Consider the following 26462-nt stretch of genomic DNA (forward strand, 5'->3'; position numbering starts at 1 on the left):
ACGTAGACCAAGTTACAAAAAACCGCTTCAAGCCCCTCTTTTGAGGGGCTTTTTATTGAATACCGCAGAATATTGATACAAGCTAAAGCCTATCTAGTTTTATTTAATAGCAAACGTAGGCTCTAGCAGGGATGAAAACAGCGCGTCGATTTCTAATTCTGTTACTGGTTATCTTAGTTGCCATTCCGGCCACTACGATTGCGCTGTTAACAACATCTTACGCCGATGCAACTTGGCGTCTGCTATCAAACAGCATTTCCTTGCCCTTTCAAGCAGAAAGCGTGCGTTACGATTTTCCCTACCACCTAACTTTACAGGGTGTGAACACAAGCGTAGACGACGGCTCTTACATCGAGCAAGTCGATTTATGGATGAATCCCGATGTTTATCGCGATGGTAAATGGATCGTTGATAGCTTATTGGTTGATGGACTTAATTTGCAGTATGGCTCGCCAAAGCTCCCGCCTTTAGATAACGTTTTATTCCATCAAATCGCGCTCAAAAATATTGATTACGCCGACGAGCAGTTTTCTGGTAATGGCATTGACCTTCAAATTCAATCACCACAATGGAATGGCCAGTTAATACCATATGGCGAGGTTCAACTTGCAGCCGACCAGATCTATTGGAATGGCGAAGCCTTTAATCAGGTCTTGGTCGACATGGACTACAAACCGCAAGACAGTACGCTCTATGGCACCTCATTTAACTGGCGTAACAGTCAAATTTCAGGGCAAGGCGAGCAGTATCCACAAGGCTGGTCTTTAGTGAATGTGACCATCAATAAGTTGCAACTCAATGATACCCAGCTCCAATCACTGCTTGCTAAGCCTTGGCAAGCAATGCCATTCAAGATTAATCACATTAATAGCTTAGACTTACTAAACGCCGATATTGAATGGGGCGATTGGCACTGGCAAAACTTAGAGCTCTCCGTAGAAAACGCCACACTGCCACTGTCTCTCTGGGAGACAAAGGCTCAAGTTTCATTGCAGGTGGATAGCGTCCGATTCCAACAGCAAACCGCAATAGAGCCACGTTTAAGTGCTGTTATCAAGCCTGAAAAAATCCAGCTCAACGAGCTCAGCTTAGATTGGCAGCAAGGTCGTGTGCAGGTCTCTGGGGTGTTCACTCCAACGCAATGGCAACTCGAAGAAGCCTCCATTCAAGGCCTCAAGTGGACAATACAACCTGAAGATAACCAAAACTGGTGGCACGCCGCCATCAGTAAGTTAGATCATGTCACAGTCCAACGACTCGACATCGAGCGCAGCCAAATCATTCAGCTATCTCACGAACCTTATTGGCAGTTCTCCGGTTTAAATATCGAAGGGCAGCAGCTTGATCTTAAACAGGTCAATCAAAGTTGGGGCCTTTGGCATGGCGATCTGGACGCTAGCGTTGTAAACGCCAGTTATAACCAAGTGCTCACGTCTCATGCTGCACTTGCCATGCAAAGTGAGAATGGCTTTTGGAAACTGACACGCCTTTTTGCACCACTCGAGCAAGGCTACGTAGAAGGCATCGGACAGATAAACCTAAGTACTCCGAGCCAGCCTTGGGCACTCAACCTCAATGCCGATGGCATTCCCTTATCACTCTTCCACGATTATTTACCCAACACACTGGCCATTGATGGTTTTTCCGATCTCAGCCTCGATTTACAAGGATTATCAGGTGATCGCAACATGCTGGCCTACAGCTTATCTGGTGAAGTGGAAGCCAACCTACGAGATACCCGTTTTAAATCCCAAGCGAATCATTCGCTCAAAGCCATTACCTTAAGTCCGCTGCGTTTAAGCGCGCAACGAGGAAAAGTCGCCATAGAACCAGTCACCATTTCTGGGAAAGCTATAAGTGGTAGGGTTTGGGGCGAGTTTGATATGGCCAACAACCCGCTAAATGGCATTGTTTATCAATTGAAAGAGTCGTGCGGGAGCGTTGAAGGCGATCTACTCAGTGGCGAAATCCATCATAATGAATGTTTAAAAGCACCGGCTGATGTTGAAAGCACTCCACAAACAAGTGAATCAGCCATGGAGCTGCCAACTGCGATTGATAACATCAATGTGGAGATTCAAGAGGAAGAATTTTCCGAAGAAATTGTCGAAGAAGACGAAGCATCTGTCACTGATCCCACCACAGAGGAACAAATCCTCCCACCGACAGAGCGAGAAAACGAAACAGATAAGCGCCCTACAGATCAGTAAGGCGCCCTCTCAATTAACAGCTGAGTAATTGCGAATAGTTCGGTATCAGCATATAGGTACCAACAAAATCTACGGCTGGCGTGTCGCCACTATAAATCACCACGTGAATGACGATGCGTGCTTTACGCCCTGACTCCAATCGATCTAGGTCACCACTGATCCCATCTAACGAAGTACTTGCCACAGGGTTTTGTTCGACTGGTTGACGATAACGAATCGAGCTGTCGGCCAACACAATATCACCATGCAAACCGCGCTCTTTAAGCAGCAGCCACGTCATACCCCACCCCGTCAAGGTAGCTAAAGTAAAAGCCGACCCCGCAAACATGGTGTTATGCGGATTAAGGTTTGGATTAAGTTGCGCGCAGCATTCAAACTGGTAACCCGTGTACTGGTTAATTTTTATCCCCATTTTGTCACTAATTGGGATCTGTTGCTCCCAGCGCTGCTGAAGTTCAGTGCACCATTCTGGGCGACGCAACACATTCGCCATCGGATCCAATGGTTTCACCATTTGCTGGTGACGCACAGGACCGCGCTCGTCGGTCAGTTCACCGCGACGCTCAAAGCCATTTTTCTCGTAAAAGGCGATGGCATCTTCACGGGCATTACACACCAAGCGCTTCGCCCCTTCTTGGCGCGCTAACGACTCTAGTGCAACCAAAACCAGCGAACCCATCCCCTTACTGCGGCGATTATTTTTAACCGCCATATAGCGGATTTGGCCATCATTATCCGGCGTAATGTATAAACGACCGATCGCCATAGGACGACCTCGGCCATCAACAATCATACGGTGATGGCTCATTTCATCGTATTCATCGCGTTCAGAGCCAATTGGCATACGCCATGGCTCACGAAGCAGTTGCCAGCGAAACTGATAATACTTGTTTATCTGATTATCGGTTTTGGGAGTAATGAGTTTGAACATATCAATCCTTTGAAAGCACAACACTAATAAATGTCGGAAAAATCACTCCAAGCCAATTCCATGAGCTTGGAGTTAAAGCTTAGACTATGGCACCGGTGTTACCAGACTAGACCTGCAACCAAAACGTCACCGGACCGTCATTCACTAAGGACACTTTCATATCGGCAGCGAAGCGGCCACGCTGTGTGGGTAAAACTTGTTCACACAAATCAGAAAAGTAATCATACAAGCGCTCAGCATCAGCAGGATGCGCACCGCGAGAAAAGCCAGCACGAGTGCCTTTTTTTGTATCCGCAGGTAACGTAAATTGAGAAACCACCAGCACTTTGCCTTCTACCTGTTTGACGTTCAGGTTCATCTTACCTTCATCATCTTCGAACACGCGGTAGGTCGTAACACGCTCCATCAAGCGTTTTGCTTTGGCCTCATCGTCGTCTTTCTCTACTCCTAATAAGACCAGCAGACCACGATCAATTTCCCCTACGACTTCACCATCCACACGGACGGCAGCTTCACTGACTCGTTGAATTAGCGCTATCACTACTCTCGCTTCCTTCATCTGTTAACTGAGATTCAGCGGTCGAGTGTATCATGTCTAAATCTTCACTCCAGTGCTCTCGCTCACCAAGCGCTGCTGTGACTTCCGCACCCAATAACACGATCATCCAGCATAAATACACCCAAACAAACAAGATAGGAATCGCGGCTAACGCTCCGTAAATGAGCTGATAAGATGGGAACTGCGTGATGTAGAGTGCAAAGCCCTTTTTACTTAATTCGAACAGTATCGCAGCGACTGCTGCCCCCATCGCGCCATGAGCCAGGTGCACTTTTTTATTCGGCACCAGAATATATAAGCCAAGGAAAGCGAAAAAAGACAACAACAGCGGTAACCAACGTAAAAACAGATTGAACGCACCAGATAATGTCTCGTTCTCTAAAATTTGCAGTGATGTTACGTAGGACGTCGCCGCGATACTCGCACCGACCATGATCGGCCCTAACGTGAGTACCATCCAATACATAGAGAATGAAAAGACTAAACGGCGCTTGTCTTTAACTCGCCAAATGTAGTTTAAGTTCTTATCAATGTTCGAAATCAGCATGACTGCAGCAATGAATAAAAACCCACCGCCAACCGCGCTCATTTTGCCCGTATTCGCCACAAATTCCTGCAATGCCGTATGTACAGCTTCCCCAGATGCCGGAACAAAATTCTCAATAATGTAGCCTTGCAACACCTCACCGACGTTCGCAAAAACGGGAAATTTCGACAATATTGATAACAATACCGTCAGCATTGGCACAATGGATAACAAGGTAATGTAGGCAAGATAGCCCGCGTTCACATTGACGCGATCATGCGTTAATCGCTTAAGAAGATACTTAAAAAACGCGACGCAACTTGGCAGTAGATTGATTAATCTTGCCTTGTAACTCTCTGATAACTGGTTCATAGTTCATCCCATAATTAGCGTCGAGGACATAAGAATGCCTTATTTATTAGCAATTGTACTATCAATTTTCACTTTAACAGGGTGTCAATCTGCTTATTACTCAGCGATGGAGCAAGTTGGGTACCATAAACGAGATATTATGGTCGACCGCGTTGAAGATGCCAAAGAATCTCAACAAGATGCACAAGAAGAATTCACCAGTGCGCTCGAAGCCTTATCTGCGATCACTAATTTTGATGGTGGTGAGCTAGAAAGTGTCTACAACAAAATCAATGACAAGTACGAAGACAGCGAAAAAGCGGCGCAAGACGTTCGTGACCGCATTGCTGCGATTGAAGACGTTTCCGGCGCACTGTTTAATGAATGGCAAGACGAACTAGAGCTGTACTCGAGCGCGAAATTGCGCCGTTCAAGCGAACAAAAGCTACGTGAAACCAAAGCTTCGTACAAAACCATGCTTAGCGCAATGAAGCGTGCAGAGAAAAAGATGACGCCTGTACTAAATACACTGCGTGACAACACGTTGTACTTAAAACACAACCTTAACGCCAGTGCGATTGGTTCTTTACAAGGTGAGTTCTCTAGCTTAGAGAAAGACATTCAGTTTGCCATCAAACAGATGAACGAGGCGATTGCAGAGTCTGATAAGTTCCTACAAAAGCTCAATCAAAAGTAAATGATTCAAACCTCCTCCTAGCGAGGAGGTTTTAGTCTGTGACCTCACCAACTAAACCGATGACTCTTCGAACAAAGCCTACTCGTTCTAGCACACTGCCCCATGGCACTTCTACCACTTCGTAACCCAACTCAGCATAGATATCCACTAAGGATTGATGAATCTCCAATGCTTCTTCAAAGCTGTGTGGACGCACTTCATCTTGCACGTAAATGGATGCTTCAGGTCGACAAGTAAACACCTGACTATGGTACCCAGCACTTTCGGTTAAGAAAGCTTGGTCAACCTTACAACCGCCCACTTGTAAGTAAGCAATGATGTCTGGGATGGCGCGATCAACAAACGCAACGTCATGACAACGCGCATCACTCTTTTGCTTGCTCATCAAGTCGAGACACAATTGAGCAAACTCAGGCAGGTTCGTCCACGGCAAGATACCGTCGTCTAACTGGCTTTGCTGTTCAATCAGCGTACGAGAGCTCTCTGCAAACGTCGCATACCCTTGCCGCTCTAATGCATTCAGTAGGGTGGTTTTCCCCGCACCAGGGCCACCAGTAATCACAATTGGCTTCATGCTGATATGTTCATTCTCTAGATACAAAAAACCCTGAGCATAACTCAGGGCTTCTTCTTAATTGAATCGCTTAACGAAAATTATTTCGCGCCACGAGAAGCACGTTTACGATCGCTTTCCGTTAGGAATTTCTTACGGATACGGATGCTTTCAGGTGTTACTTCTACTAGCTCGTCGTCATCGATGAACTCAAGCGCTTGCTCTAGTGTCATGATGATTGGCGGAGTTAGAACCTGTGCGTCATCTGTACCAGATGCACGAACGTTGGTTAGCTGCTTACCTTTCAGTGCGTTTACTGTTAGGTCGTTGTCGCGGCTGTGAATACCGATAACCATGCCTTCGTAAACTTCCACACCGTGACCGATAAATAGACGACCACGTTCTTGAAGGTTGAACAGTGCGTTAGTTAGCGCTTTACCCGCAGCGTTAGCAATCAGAACACCGTTGATACGCTGACCGATGTTACCGCCTTTGTGTGGGCCGTAGTGGTCAAACGTATGGTATAGAAGACCAGAACCAGAAGTCAGTGTCATGAATTCCGTTTGGAAGCCGATCAGACCACGAGATGGCATGATGAAGTCCATACGTACACGGCCTTTACCGTCTGGAGCCATATCTTTCAGCTCACCTTTACGTAGGCCGATATTCTCCATGATACCGCCTTGGTGCTCTTCCATTACGTCGATAGTTACCGTTTCAAACGGTTCCATTAGCTGACCATCTTCTTCTTTGATGATTACTTCTGGACGAGATACGGCAAGCTCGAAGCCTTCACGACGCATGTTTTCGATCAGGATAGACAGGTGAAGCTCACCACGGCCTGATACGCGGAATTTGTCTGGATCGTCTGTTTGTTCAACGCGCAGTGCAACGTTGTGTACCAGTTCCTTCTCTAGACGCTCAAGGATGTTACGTGAAGTGACGAACTTACCTTCTTTACCAGCGAATGGAGACGTGTTTACTTGGAACGTCATGGTTACTGTTGGTTCATCAACAGACAGTGCTGGTAGTGCTTCTACTGCGTTTTGTGCACAGATAGTGTCAGAGATTTTAAGCTCGCCAAGACCAGTGATTGCAATGATATCACCCGCGTTAGCTTGCTCAACTTCGTGACGCTCTAGGCCTAGGTAGCCCATTACTGTGCCCACTTTACCGTTGCGAGTTTTGCCGTCTGCACCAACAACCGTTACTTGCTGGTTTGGCTTAACGCTACCACGAGTTACACGGCCAACGCCGATAACGCCAACGTAAGAGCTGTAATCCAACTGAGAGATTTGCATCTGTAGTGGACCATCTAGGTCAACTGCTGGTGCAGCTACTTCGCCAACGATAGTTTCGAATAGCGGTTCCATGTTCTCGCCAGTTTCGCCTTCTTCTAGAGAAGCCCAACCGTTAAGAGCAGAAGCGTAAACCACTTTAAAGTCTAACTGTTCGTCAGAAGCACCTAGGTTGTCGAATAGGTCGAACACTTGGTCCATAACCCAATCAGGACGTGCGCCAGGGCGGTCAATCTTGTTGATAACAACGATTGGTTTTAGACCATGAGCAAACGCTTTTTGTGTTACGAAACGCGTTTGAGGCATTGGACCATCAACCGCGTCAACGATAAGTAGTACAGAGTCTACCATCGACATGATACGTTCAACTTCGCCACCGAAGTCCGCGTGTCCCGGAGTATCTACGATGTTGATACGGTAATCGTTCCAGTCGATTGCTGTGTTTTTAGCAAGAATGGTAATACCGCGCTCTTTCTCGATGTCGTTCGAGTCCATGACTCGCTCTTCAGCTTCACCGCGAGACTCAAGCGTGCCTGATTGTTGTAGCAGCTTGTCAACCAACGTGGTTTTACCGTGGTCAACGTGCGCGATGATCGCGATATTTCTTAATTTATCAATCTGTGGAGTAGCCATGGATATTGATTCACTTAGATAGATGAAATGCCCCCACGCTGAGAACGGATGCTCTCTGGCGACATTTGCTGATTAAAAAAACGGCCATAATGTACCAGATTTTAGCAAAAAGCCTAGAAATATGTGATCTACTCCCGAGCATTTCTGCGATTTTTACGCTTAATGCCCATTTTCTTCCTCAGAACGAATTGATTAAACGCAACTTTATTCCAATCGATGCATAATTCAAATTGACTCTTGCTCAAAAACTGGGCTGAATAAGCAATGCGCCTGTCACATTATGGTGCAATAATGATTTTACGCACCACAACAGTGCAAGCAAAGATCATTTTGGTGCAATCATCTGCACCAAGCTAGCGCCAAAAAACACAATTGCTTGAAATTAATGGAATATTTTTTTTGGCACGGTTTTGGCTTTAGTTAAAACAGCATCGATTAATGAAAAGTCAAATTGATTAATCAATGCCAGGTTTCATGAATAATTCATAAATCGAGCTTTTACCGCTTATTAACACTGGAGGTTATCCAAGATGTCAGTAGAAAACGTTCTATCGCTGATCCAAGAAAACGAAGTTAAGTTTGTTGACCTACGCTTCACTGATACAAAAGGTAAAGAGCAGCACATTTCGATCCCTGCTCACCAAATCGACGCAGACTTCTTCGAAGAAGGTAAAATGTTCGATGGTTCATCAGTTGCTGGCTGGAAAGGTATCAACGAATCAGACATGGTAATGATGCCTGACGCATCTTCTGCTGTGCTTGACCCATTCACGGAAGACGCAACACTAAACATCCGTTGTGACATCTTAGAGCCGGCAACAATGCAAGGCTACGACCGTGACCCACGTTCTATCGCAAAACGCGCTGAAGACTTCATGCGCTCTACTGGCGTTGCAGATACTGTACTTATCGGTCCTGAGCCAGAATTCTTCCTATTTGACGACGTGAAATTCGCGACTGACATGTCAGGCTCTTTCTTCAAGATCGATGACGTAGAAGCAGCATGGAACACAGGTTCTGATTACGAAGAAGGTAACAAAGGTCACCGTCCAGGCGTTAAAGGTGGTTACTTCCCTGTAGCTCCAGTGGATTCATCTCAAGATATCCGTTCTGCTATGTGTCTAGTAATGGAAGAGATGGGTCTTGTTGTTGAAGCACACCACCACGAAGTGGCAACAGCGGGTCAAAACGAAATCGCAACTCGTTTCAACACGCTAACAACCAAAGCTGACGAAATCCAAATCTACAAGTACGTTGTACACAACGTTGCTCACGCGTTTGGTAAAACAGCGACGTTCATGCCTAAACCACTTGTTGGTGACAACGGTAGCGGTATGCACGTTCACCAATCTCTAGCGAAAGATGGTGTAAACCTATTTGCTGGTGACAAGTACGGCGGTCTATCTGAAATGGCGCTTTACTACATTGGCGGTATCATCAAACACGCTCGTGCAATCAACGCATTTGCTAACCCATCAACAAACTCGTACAAACGTCTTGTACCAGGCTTCGAAGCGCCAGTTATGCTTGCTTACTCTGCACGTAACCGCTCTGCTTCAATCCGTATCCCAGTGGTACCAAGCCCGAAAGCACGTCGTATCGAAGTTCGCTTTGGTGACCCAGCGGCTAACCCATACCTATGCTTTGCATCAATGCTAATGGCTGGTCTTGACGGTATTAAGAACAAGATCCACCCAGGCGAAGCAATGGATAAAGACCTTTACGATCTACCAGCAGAAGAAGCAGCAGAAATCCCAACGGTTGCATACTCACTGAAAGACGCACTAGCAGAGCTAGATGCTGACCGTGAATTCCTAACAGCGGGTGGTGTATTCTCTGACGACTTCATCGACTCTTACATCGAGCTGAAATCTCAGGACGTAGAGCGCGTGAACATGACAACTCACCCAGTTGAGTTCGAACTTTACTACTCTGTATAAGGTCGACACTGTGTAAAATGTAAACACAGCAACAAAATATTAGGCTCGCCTCGCAGGCGGGCCTTTTTTGTATTCGTCAGTCAAGATTCGACGTTTAACATGAGGGGATAATAAAAATACGCTTGGACTTTTTACCTTGTAGGTCAAAGAGCTAAGCCATTGAAACGTGAAATCATCGATCAAAAGAAGGTGAGCAATGAAAGTTCAGCTTATTCCATCGCTATGTGCTCTCAGCGGATTATTAATCGTCTCCATCGCATCAGCGCAGGTTGCTTATACATGGGTAGATAAAAATGGCGTGGTTCATTTTAGTGATACGCCAAACCAAGGTGCAAAAGCCATCGCGTTGCCAAACCTTGAAGCCAGCGCACCCGCTCCTAAGGTAGAAAGCACGGAATCACTCGCCCCTCAGACCAAGCCATCGAAAGAGCCACAAGACAAGCCGGAAAAGAAAACCGATAAACCTCTCCCATTAAAGCTCTCGATGCTGACTCCTCAACATAACGAAACCATCCGCAGCAACCGAGGCATCATCAATATTCAACTGGAAACCAATCGCAAGCTTGGTATCGGCGAACAGTTGCAACTGCTGCTCGACGGAAAACCTTATGGTGCGCCACAAAGCCATATGATGTGGCAGTTAAACAATATTGACCGAGGCACCCACACACTGGCCGTGCACGCGAAAAGAAGCGGCAAGCTTATTGCATCTACTAGCCCTATAACGGTGCATTTACATAGAGCAAGTGTTAAGCCGACCGTAAAAGGGGCAAAATAGAATATCTGGTGAAAAAAATAGCATCACTGCGGTGCTTTTCACTTTTTCTTCTGAGATTTATTCGCCATACTTAACGTTCAATTGCACCATTATTGTGCAACGCACAATCTTAAAGCAAAACAAGGACGTAATGTGGATACCAGTCTTCCTAGTGCCATTCTCAACAACATGGTGACAGCAACGCTGATTCTTGATGATGGATTGGCTATCCGTTATGCCAATCCGGCTGCCGAGTTGCTGTTTTCTCAAAGCGCGAAACGTATTGTTGAACAATCGCTTTCTCAATTGATTCAACATGCGTCGCTGGATCTCGCGCTGCTCACTCAACCATTGCAAAGTGGCCAAAGCATCACCGACAGTGACGTCACTTTCGTTGTTGATGGCCGCCCCTTAATGCTAGAGGTGACAGTTAGCCCAATCACTTGGCAAAAGCAGTTGATGCTTCTGGTTGAGATGCGCAAAATTGATCAGCAGCGCCGACTCTCTCAAGAACTGAACCAGCACGCCCAACAACAAGCGGCGAAACTGTTAGTCCGAGGGCTTGCACATGAGATCAAAAACCCGCTAGGTGGATTACGTGGTGCAGCGCAATTGCTAGAAAAAATGCTGCCAGATCCCTCTCTCACCGAATATACGCACATCATTATTGAGCAAGCCGACCGTTTAAGAGCGCTCGTTGATCGATTACTCGGACCACAAAAGCCAGGTAAGAAGACACAAGAAAACTTGCATCAAATTCTGGAAAAGGTCCGCCAGTTGGTTGAACTAGAATCGCAACGTTCAATCGTGATTGAACGTGATTACGACCCGAGCTTGCCAGAAATTTTGATGGATGCGGACCAAATCGAACAGGCGATGCTTAATATCGTCAGTAATGCAGCGCAAATTCTTAGCCATCAAGAACACGGCAAAATCACCATTCGCACCAGAACGGTGCATCAAGCTAATATTCACGGCAAACGCTGTAAACTCGCTGCGCGTGTCGAAATCACAGACAACGGCCCAGGCATTCCACCGGAATTACAAGACACGCTGTTCTATCCCATGGTCAGTGGCCGCGAGGGAGGAACTGGCTTAGGGCTATCTATTTCACAAAATTTGATCGACCAGCACAATGGAAAAATAGACGTAGAAAGCTGGCCTGGTCACACAACATTTACTATTTATTTGCCGATCTGATTGCGCTAATGGACTTCAAGTCGCATCAGTTTTCGGTTTGCTGCAAGGATTACTACATGAGTAAAGGATATGTTTGGGTCGTTGATGACGACAGTTCCATTCGCTGGGTGATGGAGAAAACGCTCTCCTCTGCCAACATAAAATGCGAAACCTATGCCGATGGGGAAAGCGTTTTGATGGCGCTCGAACGCGAAGTACCAGATGTGCTGGTATCGGACATTCGCATGCCGGGTATTGATGGATTAGAGCTGCTAAAACAAGTACAGCGCGATTACCCAGACCTTCCCGTGATTATCATGACCGCCCACTCAGATTTGGATGCGGCAGTGAATGCATACCAAAAAGGCGCCTTTGAATACTTACCAAAACCTTTTGATATCGATGAAACCTTAACGTTAGTTGAGCGAGCGATTGCACACAGTCACGAAAATAAACGTGAGCAACTCTCTCCAGAAGACATTCCAGCAGAAACGCCAGAAATCATCGGTGAAGCGCCAGCCATGCAAGAAGTATTTCGCGCCATTGGTCGTCTTTCTCGCTCCTCAATTTCAGTATTGATTAACGGTGAATCGGGCACGGGTAAAGAGCTCGTTGCTCATGCGTTGCACCGCCATAGTCCTCGCGCCAACAAACCTTTTATTGCACTCAATATGGCGGCGATTCCCAAAGATCTGATTGAGTCAGAGTTGTTTGGTCATGAAAAAGGGGCATTTACCGGGGCGAACAATGTTCGTCAGGGTCGATTCGAACAAGCCAATGGCGGCACCCTATTTTTAGACGAAATCGGTGACATGCCGTTAGATATTCAAACCCGTTTGCTGCGTGTTTTGGCCGACGGACAGTTTTATCGAGTGGGCGGTCACTCCCCAATCAGCGTCGACGTAAGGATTGTCGCGGCAACACACCAGAATTTAGAAAAGCTGGTGCATGAAGGCGATTTCCGTGAAGACTTATTCCATCGCTTGAACGTGATTCGAGTGCAGATTCCGGCATTGCGTGAACGTAAGCAAGACATCGAAAAACTTACGCAGCATTTTCTTATCCGAGCGGCTGATGAGCTGGGGGTCGAAACCAAAACTCTGCATCCGTCGACCGTTGAAATTCTTAACCGCCTTGATTGGCCGGGCAACGTGCGTCAATTAGAGAATATTTGCCGTTGGTTAACCGTCATGGCCAGTGGTAGCGAGGTATTGCCAAACGACTTACCAAGCGAACTGCTCGAAGAGAAAAAATCCATTTCGGACTCTGAGCATGGCAGCTGGCAAGAACAATTGGCGGATTGGGCACGTCAATCACTCGCGGCAGGAGATAAAGAACTGCTTTCTTATGCTTTACCAGAATTTGAGCGCATTTTATTAGAGGCAGCTTTGGAGCACACTAAAGGTCACAAGCAAGATGCCGCTAAAGTATTAGGCTGGGGGCGAAACACGCTTACCAGAAAATTAAAAGAATTGTACTGACAATCACTTACGTGGTGCGTTAACAACGAGAGTCGTTTGTCACTCGATATTAACAAAAATATCAGTACAATTGTGGCGCACCACCATCTATGTGATTAGGCAATGTCTACTGCTACGACTCAAATTACACTGCGTACCGCTGTTCTCATTCCATTTGTCATGATCTTCTTACTGGCGATCGGTGTCATTGTCTACGTCCAAAAACAAAGCTACGAAGAAGTGGTCACAGATATCAGCGACAAACAACTTTCCGTGTTAACCGAAAGTGTCCACGACCACCTTAATAGCTATCTGCGCAAGCCGTTTACTGCAGTTATGGCTCTCGCACATAACGTCAGCTATCACAACCTTTATCACCCTCACGACACCTCAGATATTCAAAGCTACCTGCTGAGTGCATTCAAAAACCTTTACCAATCGATACCGCAGTTGGATGTCATCGCATTTGGTTCAGAAAGCGGTGACTTTGCCGGGTTCCGCCGCGAGCTTTCCGACGATTACACCTTAATGGTTCAAGATCGATATACCGATGGTGATCTGATTATTTATGGCACCAACCATGTAAGTAATAGCATTCGAACGGTTATCTCTCCATACGATCCTCGCACTCGCCCATGGTATACGCCCGTCGCAGAGACTCAAACCTCGATGTGGTCTGAGATTTATACGAATGCCGATGAACGCCAGGATATTACGCTGTCAGCCATGACACCGGTGTATAAACACGACCAATTTGCTGGCGTGTTGGTGACAGACATTCGCATCAACACATTTAACGAATTTCTACGTGAGTTAAAATACAACACCAAAGCTTCGGTCTACATCATGGACCCAGAGCATCGTTTAATCGCTCACTCAGGCCCGGGAAGCGTTATCTCATGGGGCACAAAGTTTTCTGATAAAGGGCAGCGTTTGTTTGCGGCTGAAAACGCAGATCCGATCATCAAAATCAGTGCGAGCCGCGTTCGGTCGTTTGATCTCAACAATACTAAGCAACCTTACACCTTTTCATTTGAGCATGACGGCCAACGTATTTTCAGCCGACTAACCCCATACCGAGATCAAAACGGTTTAACATGGTTTATTGGCACCTCTATATCTGAATCCGAGTTGCTGGGTACATTGCCGAAAAGCCAACAAAAGAGTTGGCTAGTCGGGTTTATCGTCAGCTTATTTGGTATCGCCATCAGTTGGATCATTTTCAACCGAGTCACCAGACCGATTAACGCGACGGCTGACGCCGCCCAACACCTTGCGAATGGCGATTGGGACAGCAGTATGCCAAAACCTGGTTATGTGTATGAGACAACGGTACTTGTGCATGCCTTTAATGAGATGACGAGTAACCTCAGAGCCTCATTTAAAGCGTTGCGTGAGCAGTTGGTTTATGACTCTCTGACACGCTTATACAGTCGTCAGGGCTTGGTCGAAATCTGTGAGAACCAATCTCACCTGTGCCACGGCAGTTTATTTTTACTTGGTATCAACAAATTTAGAGATATCAACGACAGTGTGGGGCATCATAACGGTGATCAACTGTTGGTCAGCATCGCAGAAAGGCTAAAACAAGAGTTTAGTGATAACGCGTTACTGGCTCGGATTGGTGGTGATGAGTTCGCAGTGTTTCTCTCAAACGCCGATACTGAAGCCAAAGTTAAACAAACCGAGCGTCGATTACAGCAACTCTTTTCCACCCCATTTATGGTGGAAGGTGAGAATGTAGTGATGAAGATTTCACTTGGCATTGTGCAAACCCAACCAAATGAAACCATGCCGCTGTGGCTTCGCAACGCCAGCATCGCATTAAGCTACGCCAAGCAAGACTCACTGACCGGTGTCTGTCATTACAGCCCTGAACTGGCAAGCGCTTCAAAGTTCCGCACCCAAATGCTGACTAAGATTCAAACTGGCATCGAAAACCAAGAGTTTGTCCCTCATTATCAACCTATTGTGGATCTCGCTAGTGGTAATGTGTGTGGCGCAGAAGCGCTGGCGCGCTGGCACAGTGACTCAGGAATGGTGTCACCATTAGATTTTATTCCAATCGCAGAAGAAAGCGGCATGATCAAAGCCATTGGCCAACAAATTCTGTTACAAGCTTGCCGCGATACATACCAAGCCATTCAAAGTAATCAGTGGCCATCAGACTTCCAACTGCATGTGAACATCTCCGTTAATCAACTGTCCTGCCCTGATTTTGTCGATACAGTGACCAACGTATTGGATATCACAAAATTACCCGCCAGTAACCTAACACTGGAGATCACCGAGTCGCGCATTATTGATAGCGCACCAACCACACTGGAAAATATGACCAAACTGCGTGATATGGGGATTGGTATCGCGATCGATGATTTCGGTACCGGTTACTCATCACTGGGTTATCTTCATTCACTGCCATTTACTTGTTTGAAGATTGATCGCACCTTCATCAATCAACTCACGCAAGAAAACTTAGACAGTTCGGTCGTTGCTGCGGTCATCAATATCACCGCGGGCCTCAAAACCAATGTCGTCGCAGAAGGCGTAGAGGATAGCAATCAAGCACAATTACTGCGCTCTTTAGGCTGCAACCAAGTGCAAGGCTTCTATTACAGCCGTCCAATGCCACTAGAAGAGTGGCCAACACATTTGGTTAACATGAAGTAGAAAAGAGCGAGAATCGTTGATTTCCTAGTCATCCTCTACTGACAATCTACCTAACTGTTATTTATACTTAACTGCAAATCTTACCCATGTATTGTCACAGATGATGTTTGGGCCCTGTTCCAGTTCATAACTATCCGGATCGACATAATGATAACGAAGAACCTTCCTCTTACTGATTTGCACCGCCACCTTGACGGTAACATTCGTACTAAAACGATTCTTGAGCTTGGCCAAAAATTTGGTATTGCTCTGCCAGCGTACGATATTGAGTCTCTAACTCCTCACGTTCAAATTGTCGAAGCGGAACCCTCTCTTGTAGCTTTCCTTTCTAAGCTCGACTGGGGTGTTGCGGTACTGGGCGACCTAGATGCGTGTCGTCGTGTGGCGTACGAAAACGTGGAAGACGCACTAAACGCTCAAATCGATTATGCTGAACTGCGTTTCTCACCATACTACATGGCAATGAAACACAAGTTACCAGTAGCGGGTGTTGTTGAAGCAGTCGTGGACGGTGTGCAAGCGGGTATGCGCGATTTTGGCGTGAAAGCCAACCTGATCGGCATCATGAGTCGCACATTTGGCACCGACGCATGCCAACAAGAACTGGACGGCATTCTGAGCCAAAAAGATCACATCGTTGCCGTCGACTTGGCGGGTGACGAACTGGGCCAACCGGGCGATCGCTTTGTGTCTCACTTCAAACAAGTACGCGACGCTGGCCTTGGGGTAACGGTTCATGCTGGTGAAGCAGCAGGTGCAGAGAGCATGTGGCAAGCAATCAATGAGCTGGGCGCAACTCGTATCGGTCACGGCGTAAAAGCGATCCACGATCCAAAACTGATGGATTACCTAGCAGAAAACCGCATTGGTATTGAGTCTTGCCTAACATCAAACTACCAAACAAGCACGGTAGAAACGTTGGAAAACCACCCTCTCAAACAGTTCCTAGAGCATGGCGTTCTTGCGTGTCTGAACACTGATGATCCAGCGGTAGAAGGCATCGAACTGCCATACGAATACGAAGTAGCGGCACCAGCAGCTGGTCTGAGCCAAGACCAGATTCGCCAAGCGCAAATCAATGGCCTTGAGATTGCGTTCCTTTCAGAAGCAGAAAAAGCGGAACTGAAAGCAAAAGTAAAAGATCGCGCTTAAATCCAGCGAAAACATAAAAAAATGCCAGCATCTGCTGGCATTTTTTATATCTTGAATCGGCGTCTATGATTAGATAACACGAGAGAATTGTTGCTGACGCGCCTTCGCTCGCAGGTACTTATCGAAGCTCATACAAATATTACGGATCAGCAAACGACCTCGCAGCGTCACACAAATCTCATTGTCATCCACTTCCACCAGCTCATCGTTGATGAAGGTCTGAAGTAGCTGCAAGTCTTCTTTAAAGTACTGATCAAACTTCACTTTAAACTCAGACTCGATCGCTTTCTTGTCTAGTTTAAAATTACAAATCAGCTGCTTGATCACTTCGCGACGTAGCAAATCATCAGAATCCAGCGAAACCCCTTTCCACAGTGCGTGACGAAGTTCGTTGACTTGAGCGTAGTATTTCTTCAGCTCTTTCTGGTTTTGCGCGTATGCATCGCCGATCATCGAGATTGCAGAGACACCAAAGCCAACCAAATCACATTCACCTTGTGTGGTGTAGCCTTGGAAGTTGCGATGCAAAATACCTTCGCGCTGAGCAACGGCAAGTTCGTCATCAGGCAATGCAAAATGGTCCATACCGATGAACTGGTAGCCAGCACCAGTCAGTGTCGCGATGGTGTCTTGCAGAATCGCCATCTTCTCTTCTGCTTTAGGCAGATCTTCGTCTTTAATCTTACGCTGCGCTGCAAATAGCTGTGGCATGTGCGCGTAGTTAAATACGGACAGACGGCCCGGCTGCATTTCCAGTACTTGTTCTAACGTCTTGGCAAAAGAGACTTTGGTTTGCTTTGGCAAGCCGTAGATCAAATCTAGGTTTGTCGAACGGAAACCCAACTCTTTTGCGCGCGCAACCATCGCAAAGATGAACTCTTCATCTTGCTCACGGTTCACCAGCTTTTGCACTTCTTTGTTGAAGTCCTGAACACCGATGCTCAAGCGGTTAAAGCCTTCGCTACGCAGGTGATCCAACATGGTGATCTGAATTTCACGCGGGTCAACTTCGATACTGATTTCAGCATCACTGCTAAAGGTAAACTCTTGGCGCAACAGGCTCATTACGCGTGTAATTTGCTTTTCAGAAAGGAACGTTGGCGTACCACCACCAAAGTGCAATTGCGTTACCGTTCTGCCCACCAATAAGGCTGCACGTTGACGAATCTCATGCTCAAGCACATCGAGGTATTCGTCCGCTTTGTGCGAGTGGCGCGTGATGACTTTATTACAACCACAGTAGTAACAAAGCTTGTGACAGAACGGAATGTGTACGTACAGCGATAATGGGCGGTCTGGGTACTGAGTGCATGCCATATCATAATCAGAAATGGTGAACGCTTCATGGAACTCCAGCGCCGTTGGGTACGACGTGTAGCGAGGACCGGAATAGTTGTACTTATCCAATACCGCTTGATCCCAGACGATTTGCTGCTTCGATTCAGTGTGTTGATTCGACATGGTGGTACTTTCCGTTAAATGCTAGGGCAACGAAAACCGTCACCCGATATTCAGAGCCGCTATTTTGCCATACGACGATGACAAGCGTGGCAACGCCGACTGGCTTTTTAATTATAAAACTAAAGAAGTGCTAGCGTGATCACGATACCCCCAGCAGTCATAAGGAAACCATTGGGGGTAACTATTAAATCATCTGAATATTGATTTGATTATTCAGTGGCTGGACGTTTTTCTGCAACACTTTGAGCTCTTCAATGATCGCGTCAGTAAGGCGGCTTTCCGCTTTATGACGCGTCAAGTTCTGTTGCATACGCTCTTTCTTGGCAAGTTGTTGGCGTTCTTCACCACGCGCCATATCTTTCACGATATGGTAAAGCTCAGAAATTGCAGGGTACGTTTTATCGAAATCGACACGGTCTTCACCTTGTACATAATCCATGATGTTATACACACGAATACTGATTTCAGATAAATCGCATTGGCCTTGAATACCCGCCTGACACAAGGTATGCACATTCTCAAAAATGTTGGCGTTACGTTTATCTATCGCCAATTTTTGATGCTTTAGCTGCAATTCCTTTTGCTTTTTCAATTGAAGCAGAAGGTAACCTGCATAAGAAGCAAGTGCGATGATAATCACAACACCAGCAATAGCTAATAAGGTTACATTCATAGCTTAATTATCCTTTGTAGTCGTCGAAGTTAATGTCGTCGAAATCTGCCAGCAAGTCATCATCATTGCGCGTGCTTTTCTCAGCAGGAGCAGTGAAGTCTTCCTCTTCTTCAGGTTCCAACAAACCTAGTTGGTCCATTAGCTTCTCAATGCGGTCGAGCTTCTCATCGACGTATTTCTGTAGACCTGTGCCTAGGTTTTCACCCGCTTCAATACGGTCTAGCAACACGTTCAATTGCGCGTCATTTTCTAGCATCTCTAGTTCTTGCTCTGCCGACAAACGACGCTCTTGCTTCGTCATTTTCTTCGCAGGCTCAACAACCAGAGGAATTTTCTTTTTACTGCCTAAACGCGGGTCGCGGTTTTGTGCAGCAGCTTGCTTTTTCTGCTCGTTAACCTCTGAGTTACGGTTACCCGTTTTCAAGCCTTTGCGCTTTTTAGCACGCTTGCGTAGGCGGCCTTCCACATCAGATTCTGTACGGTTACGAGTTACAACAAACTCAGGTGCGCCAGCGGCACCTGGCTTTCTAGATTTTTTACTACGGCTCATTACTGGGGTTTCCTCAGTAAAATTACATCATTACCAATAAATTCGAGTTCGAGCTTATCCCGCTCTGCTAGGAACTGGAACGTGTCACGACTAAAGAACACTACATGAGTGAGATCGTTCTTATAATGCCATGATTTGAAAGCCTCCACGTCGATGACCATTTTCGTCATCAGGCCTATCCAGCCCCCTGGCTTAACTAAATTCAACCATTGCTTCCACACCAAATCTGGGTGGTAGAGGTGCTCTATCACCTCTGTTGCTGTCATGAAGTCATACGTTTTATCTAAAACCGACGTATCAGGGTGGTAGTAGAGGTCGTACAACGCCATGTTGTGCCCCGCCTCTTCCAGCATTAAGGAGAGCGTTGGGCCAGGACCACAACCAAAGTCGATACCATTTGATTGTGGAGAAATTCGCTCTGTGATCGGGTCAGCAATACGCGACAAAAAGCCTCGGTAACCTAAATCTTCAGGGTTGTTCTCATGCAAATCATAGTGAGCTTTTTCGGTTTCCGCATCCAAACGTTGGTCTGGATTCACAAACACCAAACTGCACTGCTCACATTGAAGATATTCACGTCGCTTATCTTCAAAATAGTGGTGAGTACGCTGATTTTGGCATAAAGGACAGGTATGCATGCTGACTTCCTCAAACAGGGATGCGAAACATACCAGAAAGTGAACTCAGATTGGAGTGTTACTGAGCATTTTTTCAGCAATTTTTGTTAAAAAACTTTGTTTACAACCCATCGAAGTAAATAAGTGCAGTAATCGTAATTCAGATTGCGACTTACCAAGGGAAAAGAATATAAAAAAAGCGACAGTCAGACTGTCGCTTTCTAAGTGCCATCAATTGGCGAAACTGTGTTGCACGCATTTGGTGCATCAATGTTCCCTTTGTTTTTCGAGCTTTCCCTGCCAAAAAGAGTTGTTTTTCATCTTCCTGATGAGTTTTGGCTATCCGTTTACTTCCTGTCTACTGAGCAACTTCCTGTGCCTGATCCGTTTCACTGTCTTAACCGTCAGACTAGATGACCATCCTTATCTGATAGGCTCCCTACCTATCTAAATCCCTTTCTAAATCACCAAGCATCCGAGCTACATCCTTGGAGACCTAAACCGTGGTCTTAAATCCTTACATTCACCCCCTGTGAACAACTTCTACTTTACGCCATCCCGCTATGCTCACAAGTAATGGGTTGAAAAAATAATCCGCCTATTTTTCTAAAACATCAAAATTATCATTTAATCAAAAACTTAAAAACACCAACAAGAAAAAGCCAACATCAAGTATGGCAAATGTCTCACAAACTACCGAGCTAACTATCGCTTTCGAACTCAAAGTCGACTGTGATATTTGTCACGAACAAAAATGCCCTAGCGAATTCACTAGGGCATTTTTGTATAAGTTGCTCGAACGATGTAGGGACATCTACCCAATAAACTCAAGATGCAGGATCTTGAGCGATTTAGGTATATTAGTGCAGACCGCCAACGTATTTAGACAGCACTTCGATATCTTCGTCTGTCATTTTCTTCGCGATGTCGCGCATCATGGCATTCATATCATTACCACGGTCGCCATCACGGAATTTTTCTAGCTGAGCTTTGATGTAGTCAGCATGCTGACCAGAAATTTTCGGGAAACCTGAAAGCTCAGTACCATTGCCACGAGGACCATGACATGCAATACATGCGGTTAGGCCACGCTCGGCATCACCAGCGGTATAAAGCGTTTTGCCTTTTGCTACCACATCTTCAGGTGTTGAGTTTTCTGAAACTGGTAGCGAAGCGTAGTAAGCAGATAGGTCTGCGATATCTTCATCGCTCAGTGGCATTGCCATACCACTCATTACAGGATCGTAACGACCTTGTTTACCACCACTTGTCATGCCTAGCTTAAGTTCTTTTAACTGCTTCTCAAGATACTTAGCGTGTTGGCCTGCGAGTTTCGGGTACGTTGTTATTGCACTGTTGCCATCTGCTCCGTGACAGGCGACACAGGTTTGTGATTTTGCTTTACCAGCCTCAATATTACCTTGGGCCCATACTGAGCAACTGGCTAAAAGACTCAAAATTAGCGCTAATTTCTTCATGACATTCCATTATAATTATCAAGCTTCCAGTACCACGGAATGTGAACATACCGCGTACACTCATGGTACAATAGGCGACCTTATGCCGAGCACGGTTATTTTACACATTTTCACAAAAAAGTAATCAATCGACTACACAAAGTCGAGATGGAGTTAACAGTGAGCGTAAAAATTCATTACCAAAATACGCATTTCATCACCAGCGCACCCGATATTCGTCACCTACCGGAAGACGAAGGTGTCGAAATTGCGTTTGCAGGACGCTCAAACGCTGGTAAATCGAGTGCACTTAACCGTCTAACTAATCAAAAAAGCTTAGCCAAGACATCAAAGACACCTGGTCGTACGCAATTAATCAACCTTTTCAAAGTAGAAGAAGGTTGTCACATTGTCGATCTACCTGGATACGGTTTTGCTCAAGTACCGGTAGAGATGAAAAACAAATGGCAGAAATCTTTAGGTGAATACCTACAGAAACGCGAGTGCCTAAAAGGCTTAGTGGTTCTGATGGACATTCGTCATCCAATGAAAGATCTCGACCAGCAAATGATTTTCTGGGCCATCGATAGCCACATTCCTGTGCAAGTTTTGCTAACCAAAGCAGATAAACTAAAAAGTGGCGCACGCAAACAAACCCTGCTGAAAGTTCGCAAACAGGTGGAAACTTTCGGTGGCGACGTTTCCGTTGATGTGTTCTCTTCCCTTAAAGGATTAGGCGTTGATCAGCTGCGCGCAAAACTGGATACCTGGTTTGCACCGGCGCTCGCACACCTGATAGAAGAAGGCGAACTGGATACCCCAGCAAGCGACGAAGAATAATTAACAATATTTGTTAAATCTTTTCGATACGGCCCTACCATTTGGTGGGGCTTTTGTTTATCTGAGCTAAATAACAGGCAATAAAAATCCCCACCTTCCTGGCAGGGATAACGGGAGAGAAAAATTGGTAATTATTGTTATGTGACGAAGCATTGCTGAACTATCGGATGATTTCAATAGCTTAAAAAGCCGCCTAACTTTAGCTTTCGCTTAATCAACTCACAACCATAACCAATAAAGAAAATACAATTCAACAAGTTAGACAGAAACCTACCCACTTCCACGTCAACTTAGTTTCCTTCAAGAAAAAATCATAGTGTGATTGGCATAAATTTACAGACTGAATAGTTTGCGAGTTTTTGAAGAAAATTGGAGTGTAGACAATAGGTTAAAGGTGGGAGAAATATAAAGACAAGTCGTTACCAAGCCAACACATTGAACAAAAAGAAAAATTTTCTTTCGCCCAATAAAAAACGCCCCAGTCAAAAGCTGACTGGGGCGGCTGAATCAGCCTAATCCAATAACGTGAAACAAAAGGTCTGAAAGATAGAACATCTTACCTCTGTACCCTACGAGTATTAATGTACAACAATTGGTCAGAATTGCAAAGAATTTTTGTAGTTTTTTTTCATGAAATTTTTATTAAGCAACATCAAAGTTAACTTTGCGCTAGCTTTTTTAATCGCAAAAAAAAGCCAGCGTTTGTGCGCTGGCTCATAATTAATTGGTTATTTTGGTCTAAAAGTGACTAATGAGCTTGATCCCAGTTGTCACCGTGCCCTGCTTCTGCAACCAACGGTACTTTTAGCTCTGCTGCAGATTCCATCAATTTCTGTACTTTACTTTCAATTTCGGACAATGATGACTCTTCAACTTCAAAGACCAATTCATCGTGTACTTGCATTAACAACTTCACACGGCCATTGCCTTCTTCCTGAATCCACTGATCAACCAACAGCATCGCTTTCTTAATGATGTCCGCAGCTGTACCTTGCATCGGTGCGTTGATTGCCGCACGTTCAGCAGCTTTACGACGCATACCGTTGCGCGATTTGATTTCTGGTAAATGCAAACGTCGACCAAAAATCGTTTCAACATAGCCCTTATCTGCAGCCGTGCTGCGCGTGTCTTCCATGTACTGCATAACGCCAGGGTAACGCTCAAAGTATTTATCCATGTAGGCTTGTGCTTCGCCGCGAGGGATACCAAGCTGCTTCGCCAAACCAAATGCACTCATGCCATAGATAAGCCCGAAGTTAACGGCTTTAGCACGGCGACGCTGCTCACTGGATACTTGTTCAATATCCAGACCCATAATTTCTGCCGCAGTTGCAGCGTGAATGTCTTTACCATCACGGAAGGCATCTAATAACGCTTGGTCGCCAGAAAGGTGAGCCATGATGCGCAGTTCGATTTGCGAGTAGTCGACCGCTAAGATCTTATGCCCAGATGGTGCGACAAACGCTTGGCGAATACGACGGCCGGCTTCGTTACGAATTGGAATGTTTTGTAAGTTCGGATCGGTAGAAGATAGACGACCTGTTGCGGTTACTGCTTGATGGTAAGAAGTATGCACACGCCCTGTTGTTGGGTTGATCATCTTCGGCAGCTTGTCCGTGTACGTCGATTTAAGCTTCGCCAAACCACGGTATTCCAAAATCAATTTTGGCAGTGGGTAATCTAAGGCAAGCTCTTGCAGCACTTCTTCATTCGTCGATGGTGTACCTGATGGCGTTTTCTTCACCACCGGTAAACCCATTTTTTCAAATAGGATGGCTTGTAATTGCTTTGGCGAGTTCATGTTGAACTCTTGCTCTGCAATTTCATACGCTTTCTTTTCAAGCTCATCAAGGCGAGCGGTAATCTCGACCGACTGCGCACTCAGCTTCATTTCATCGATAAAGACCCCAGTGCGTTCAATGCGCGAAAGAACTGGCACCAACGGCATTTCAATCTCTTCGTAAACTGTCTTTAGGCTTTCATCCTGCTCGATATTCGCAAACAAGCGATTGTGCAGACGAAGGGTCACATCCGCATCTTCTGCCGCGTATGGCGATGCTTGTTCCAACTCGATTTGGTTAAACGTAAGCTGATTTTTGCCTTTACCTGCAATTTGCTCAAAAGAAATGCAACTATGCTGTAGGAAGCGCAGCGCCAAGCTGTCCATATCGTGTTTACCGCCGACACTGTTGTAAATGTACGATTCCAACATCGTGTCGTGCTTGATACCTTTTAGCTCAATGTCATAACGAGCCAATACAGACGCATCATACTTTAAGTTTTGACCAACTTTTGCTTTCGCTGCATCTTCAAGAATTGGCTTCAGCTGTTCTAGAACCCAATCACGATCAAGCTGTTCAGGTGCATCTAGGTAGTCATGTGCAACAGGCACATAAGCAGCAATACCTTCATCGACAGCGAATGACAAACCAACCAGATTCGCTAGCATGTAATCTAGGTTGTCGGTTTCCGTATCAAACGCAAACAACTCGGCCGTTTGAAGTTTGTCTAGCCACGCATTGAAGGTTTCTTCATCCAGAATCGTTTCATATTGGCTGCGGTCGATTGTCACTGCGGAAGTTTCCATCTCGGCATGAGAAGCAGAGGCTTGAGCAGAGCCAGCAAGCTCAACAGCTTCTACCGACCCAGAACCACCTTCAAGTAATTCGTTCAACCAAGATTTAAACGTCAGTTGACCATACAGCTTCACCAGTTCGTCTTTATTTGGTTCCGCTTTCAGCAGTGATTCTGGCGTTTCTTCAAGTTCAACATCCAATTTAATGGTTGCGAGCTCGTACGACAGCATGGCATTTTCTTTGTTATCGATGAGCTTCTTCGCCATGGTTTTAGAACCACGGAAACCGAGCGCAGCAATGTCATCGAGATTTTCATACAGCTTAGTCAGACCGCCAATACCTTGCAGTAGTGCGGTCGCTGTTTTATCACCCACGCCTGGTACACCAGGGATGTTATCTACTTTATCGCCCATCAGCGCTAGGTAGTCGATGATTAACTCAGGTGGAATGCCAAACTTTTCAACCACACCTTCACGATCCATCACGACGTTCGTCATGGTGTTGATCAAGGTAATATTATCATCCACCAACTGCGCCATGTCTTTATCACCAGTACTGATCAATACAGGCATGCCTTTTTGTGATGCTTGATGCGCCAACGTACCAATGACGTCATCTGCTTCGACACCAGGAACGCAGATCAGTGGTAAACCCATCGCGCGAATAACATTGTGCAACGGTTCAATTTGGCAACGCAGATCATCCGGCATTGGCGGACGATTAGCTTTGTATTCTGCATACATATCATCACGGAAGGTTTTTCCCTTCGCATCGAAAACCACCGCGATGCGCTCAGACGCAAACTGACGCATCATGCTACGTAACATGTTCACGACACCGTAAACGGCATTCGTTGGAATTTCACCATTACTCATGGTGCCCGGGTAGGCGTGAAAAGCGCGATATAGGTAAGAAGAGCCGTCGATAAGGATCAACGGATTTTCAGGAATACTTGCCATAATTGTCTGTATCCAATTCAGTACTTGAGAGATCTGCCTAGGATGCCATGACTGCTGATCCGAATCTATCTTGTTCGCTCGATCTAGGTCGCGTAAATTTTTCGATTTTATTCACGAAGATAACCTCATCCTGTGGATAACTCTGTTTATAGAAATTATCCACTGGTTATCCAATGATAGAAAACACAAAAAACACACACGGTAAGTTATTGTTTTTAAATATTTATTTTATAAAACGGCGAGAAGATCAACGATCTTTAAATGATCATCGCGTGTGGAAAAAATACGAATAGTGACGTCAAATAGAAATCGTAGAAAAGAAAAAAGCGACCCGAATAGGGTCGCCTAGCAGAAGTGGTAAAGCAAATTCTGTAAATAGAGCAGCTTAACCAAGAAGCTATAAATTACACTGG

21 protein-coding genes are annotated in these 26462 nt (G+C 45.8%); 9 read left to right on the top strand and 12 right to left on the bottom strand.

The features are described from left to right. Positions 1–131: 131 nt before the first annotated feature. Positions 132–2210, top strand: a complete 2079-nt coding sequence (locus VEA_RS01410; RefSeq protein ID WP_006741785.1) for an AsmA family protein — start codon at positions 132–134, stop codon at positions 2208–2210. 13 nt (positions 2211–2223) lie between these two features. Here the strand turns inward: VEA_RS01410 and VEA_RS01415 are convergent, their stop codons facing one another. The 3 genes from VEA_RS01415 to VEA_RS01425 all read right to left on the bottom strand — a co-directional run bounded on the left by VEA_RS01415 (position 2224) and on the right by VEA_RS01425 (position 4598). After that, a complete protein-coding gene (locus VEA_RS01415; RefSeq protein ID WP_005395003.1) occupies positions 2224–3141 on the bottom strand; it encodes a bifunctional GNAT family N-acetyltransferase/hotdog fold thioesterase in 918 nt (305 codons plus the stop codon). Positions 3142–3247: 106 nt separating this feature from the next. Next, entirely contained in the window at positions 3248–3682 is a 435-nt protein-coding gene (gene dtd / locus VEA_RS01420) for a D-aminoacyl-tRNA deacylase (RefSeq protein WP_012841223.1), read from the bottom strand. Next, a complete protein-coding gene (locus VEA_RS01425; protein WP_005379281.1) occupies positions 3654–4598 on the bottom strand; it encodes a virulence factor BrkB family protein in 945 nt (314 codons plus the stop codon). Before VEA_RS01425 ends, dtd begins: the two co-directional genes overlap by 29 nt. Before the next feature lie 34 nt (positions 4599–4632). Here VEA_RS01425 and VEA_RS01430 point away from each other — a divergent pair, with 34 nt between their 5' ends. Further along, the gene (locus tag VEA_RS01430; protein ID WP_006741783.1) at positions 4633–5274 is read left to right on the top strand and encodes a DUF2959 domain-containing protein; all 642 of its coding nucleotides are present in this window, start codon (positions 4633–4635) and stop codon (positions 5272–5274) included. A gap of 31 nt (positions 5275–5305) precedes the next feature. Here the strand turns inward: VEA_RS01430 and VEA_RS01435 are convergent, their stop codons facing one another. Together VEA_RS01435 and typA are read right to left on the bottom strand one after the other, a co-directional pair. Next, positions 5306–5848: an AAA family ATPase gene (locus tag VEA_RS01435; RefSeq protein ID WP_012841224.1), complete on the bottom strand. Its 543-nt coding sequence runs from the start codon at positions 5846–5848 to the stop codon at positions 5306–5308. A gap of 80 nt (positions 5849–5928) precedes the next feature. Next, a complete protein-coding gene (gene typA / locus VEA_RS01440) occupies positions 5929–7758 on the bottom strand; it encodes a translational GTPase TypA (RefSeq protein ID WP_006741782.1) in 1830 nt (609 codons plus the stop codon). A gap of 530 nt (positions 7759–8288) precedes the next feature. Here typA and glnA point away from each other — a divergent pair. The 6 genes from glnA (at position 8289) to add (ending at position 16916) form a co-directional block, all read left to right on the top strand. Beyond that, a complete protein-coding gene (gene glnA / locus VEA_RS01445; protein WP_005395023.1) occupies positions 8289–9698 on the top strand; it encodes a glutamate--ammonia ligase in 1410 nt (469 codons plus the stop codon). A gap of 196 nt (positions 9699–9894) precedes the next feature. Continuing rightward, a complete protein-coding gene (locus tag VEA_RS01450; RefSeq protein ID WP_012841225.1) occupies positions 9895–10476 on the top strand; it encodes a DUF4124 domain-containing protein in 582 nt (193 codons plus the stop codon). A gap of 168 nt (positions 10477–10644) precedes the next feature. Beyond that, positions 10645–11655 carry a nitrogen regulation protein NR(II) gene (glnL, locus tag VEA_RS01455; RefSeq protein ID WP_230198188.1) on the top strand — a complete coding sequence of 337 codons (1011 nt, stop codon included), beginning with the start codon at positions 10645–10647 and terminating at the stop codon, positions 11653–11655. Between the two features lie 56 nt (positions 11656–11711). Beyond that, positions 11712–13115, top strand: coding sequence for a nitrogen regulation protein NR(I) (gene glnG, locus VEA_RS01460; protein WP_005395036.1), 1404 nt, complete (start codon positions 11712–11714; stop codon positions 13113–13115). Positions 13116–13217: 102 nt separating this feature from the next. Further along, positions 13218–15764: a phosphodiesterase GepA gene (gepA, locus tag VEA_RS01465; RefSeq protein ID WP_005395037.1), complete on the top strand. Its 2547-nt coding sequence runs from the start codon at positions 13218–13220 to the stop codon at positions 15762–15764. A 147-nt stretch (positions 15765–15911) separates the two neighbouring features. Next, positions 15912–16916, top strand: a complete 1005-nt coding sequence (gene add, locus VEA_RS01470; RefSeq protein WP_005395038.1) for an adenosine deaminase — start codon at positions 15912–15914, stop codon at positions 16914–16916. Positions 16917–16985: 69 nt separating this feature from the next. On the opposite strand, the gene hemN is transcribed toward add, so the two are convergent. The 5 genes from hemN to VEA_RS01495 all read right to left on the bottom strand — a co-directional run bounded on the left by hemN (position 16986) and on the right by VEA_RS01495 (position 21695). Continuing rightward, positions 16986–18377: an oxygen-independent coproporphyrinogen III oxidase gene (gene hemN / locus VEA_RS01475; RefSeq protein ID WP_006741779.1), complete on the bottom strand. Its 1392-nt coding sequence runs from the start codon at positions 18375–18377 to the stop codon at positions 16986–16988. A gap of 184 nt (positions 18378–18561) precedes the next feature. After that, on the bottom strand, positions 18562–19050 hold the full coding sequence (locus VEA_RS01480; RefSeq protein WP_005379254.1) for a DUF2489 domain-containing protein: 489 nt from the start codon (positions 19048–19050) through the stop codon (positions 18562–18564). A 7-nt stretch (positions 19051–19057) separates the two neighbouring features. Next, on the bottom strand, positions 19058–19600 hold the full coding sequence (gene yihI / locus VEA_RS01485; RefSeq protein ID WP_005394455.1) for a Der GTPase-activating protein YihI: 543 nt from the start codon (positions 19598–19600) through the stop codon (positions 19058–19060). Then, on the bottom strand, positions 19600–20238 hold the full coding sequence (locus tag VEA_RS01490) for a class I SAM-dependent methyltransferase (protein ID WP_006741778.1): 639 nt from the start codon (positions 20236–20238) through the stop codon (positions 19600–19602). The genes yihI and VEA_RS01490 overlap by 1 nt, the downstream gene beginning before the upstream one ends. Positions 20239–21077: 839 nt before the next feature. After that, positions 21078–21695, bottom strand: coding sequence for a c-type cytochrome (locus VEA_RS01495; protein ID WP_005379248.1), 618 nt, complete (start codon positions 21693–21695; stop codon positions 21078–21080). Between the two features lie 159 nt (positions 21696–21854). Here VEA_RS01495 and yihA point away from each other — a divergent pair, with 159 nt between their 5' ends. Next, entirely contained in the window at positions 21855–22514 is a 660-nt protein-coding gene (yihA, locus tag VEA_RS01500) for a ribosome biogenesis GTP-binding protein YihA/YsxC (protein ID WP_005394452.1), read from the top strand. Between the two features lie 507 nt (positions 22515–23021). Here yihA and spfP read toward each other — a convergent pair. After that, positions 23022–23069: a small protein SpfP gene (gene spfP / locus VEA_RS24690; RefSeq protein ID WP_438356636.1), complete on the bottom strand. Its 48-nt coding sequence runs from the start codon at positions 23067–23069 to the stop codon at positions 23022–23024. Between the two features lie 193 nt (positions 23070–23262). Further along, positions 23263–26049, bottom strand: coding sequence for a DNA polymerase I (gene polA / locus VEA_RS01505; RefSeq protein ID WP_006741776.1), 2787 nt, complete (start codon positions 26047–26049; stop codon positions 23263–23265). Between the last annotated feature and the right edge of the window lie 413 nt (positions 26050–26462).

Source organism: Vibrio antiquarius (genome assembly GCF_000024825.1).
GTDB lineage: Bacteria > Pseudomonadota > Gammaproteobacteria > Enterobacterales > Vibrionaceae > Vibrio > Vibrio diabolicus.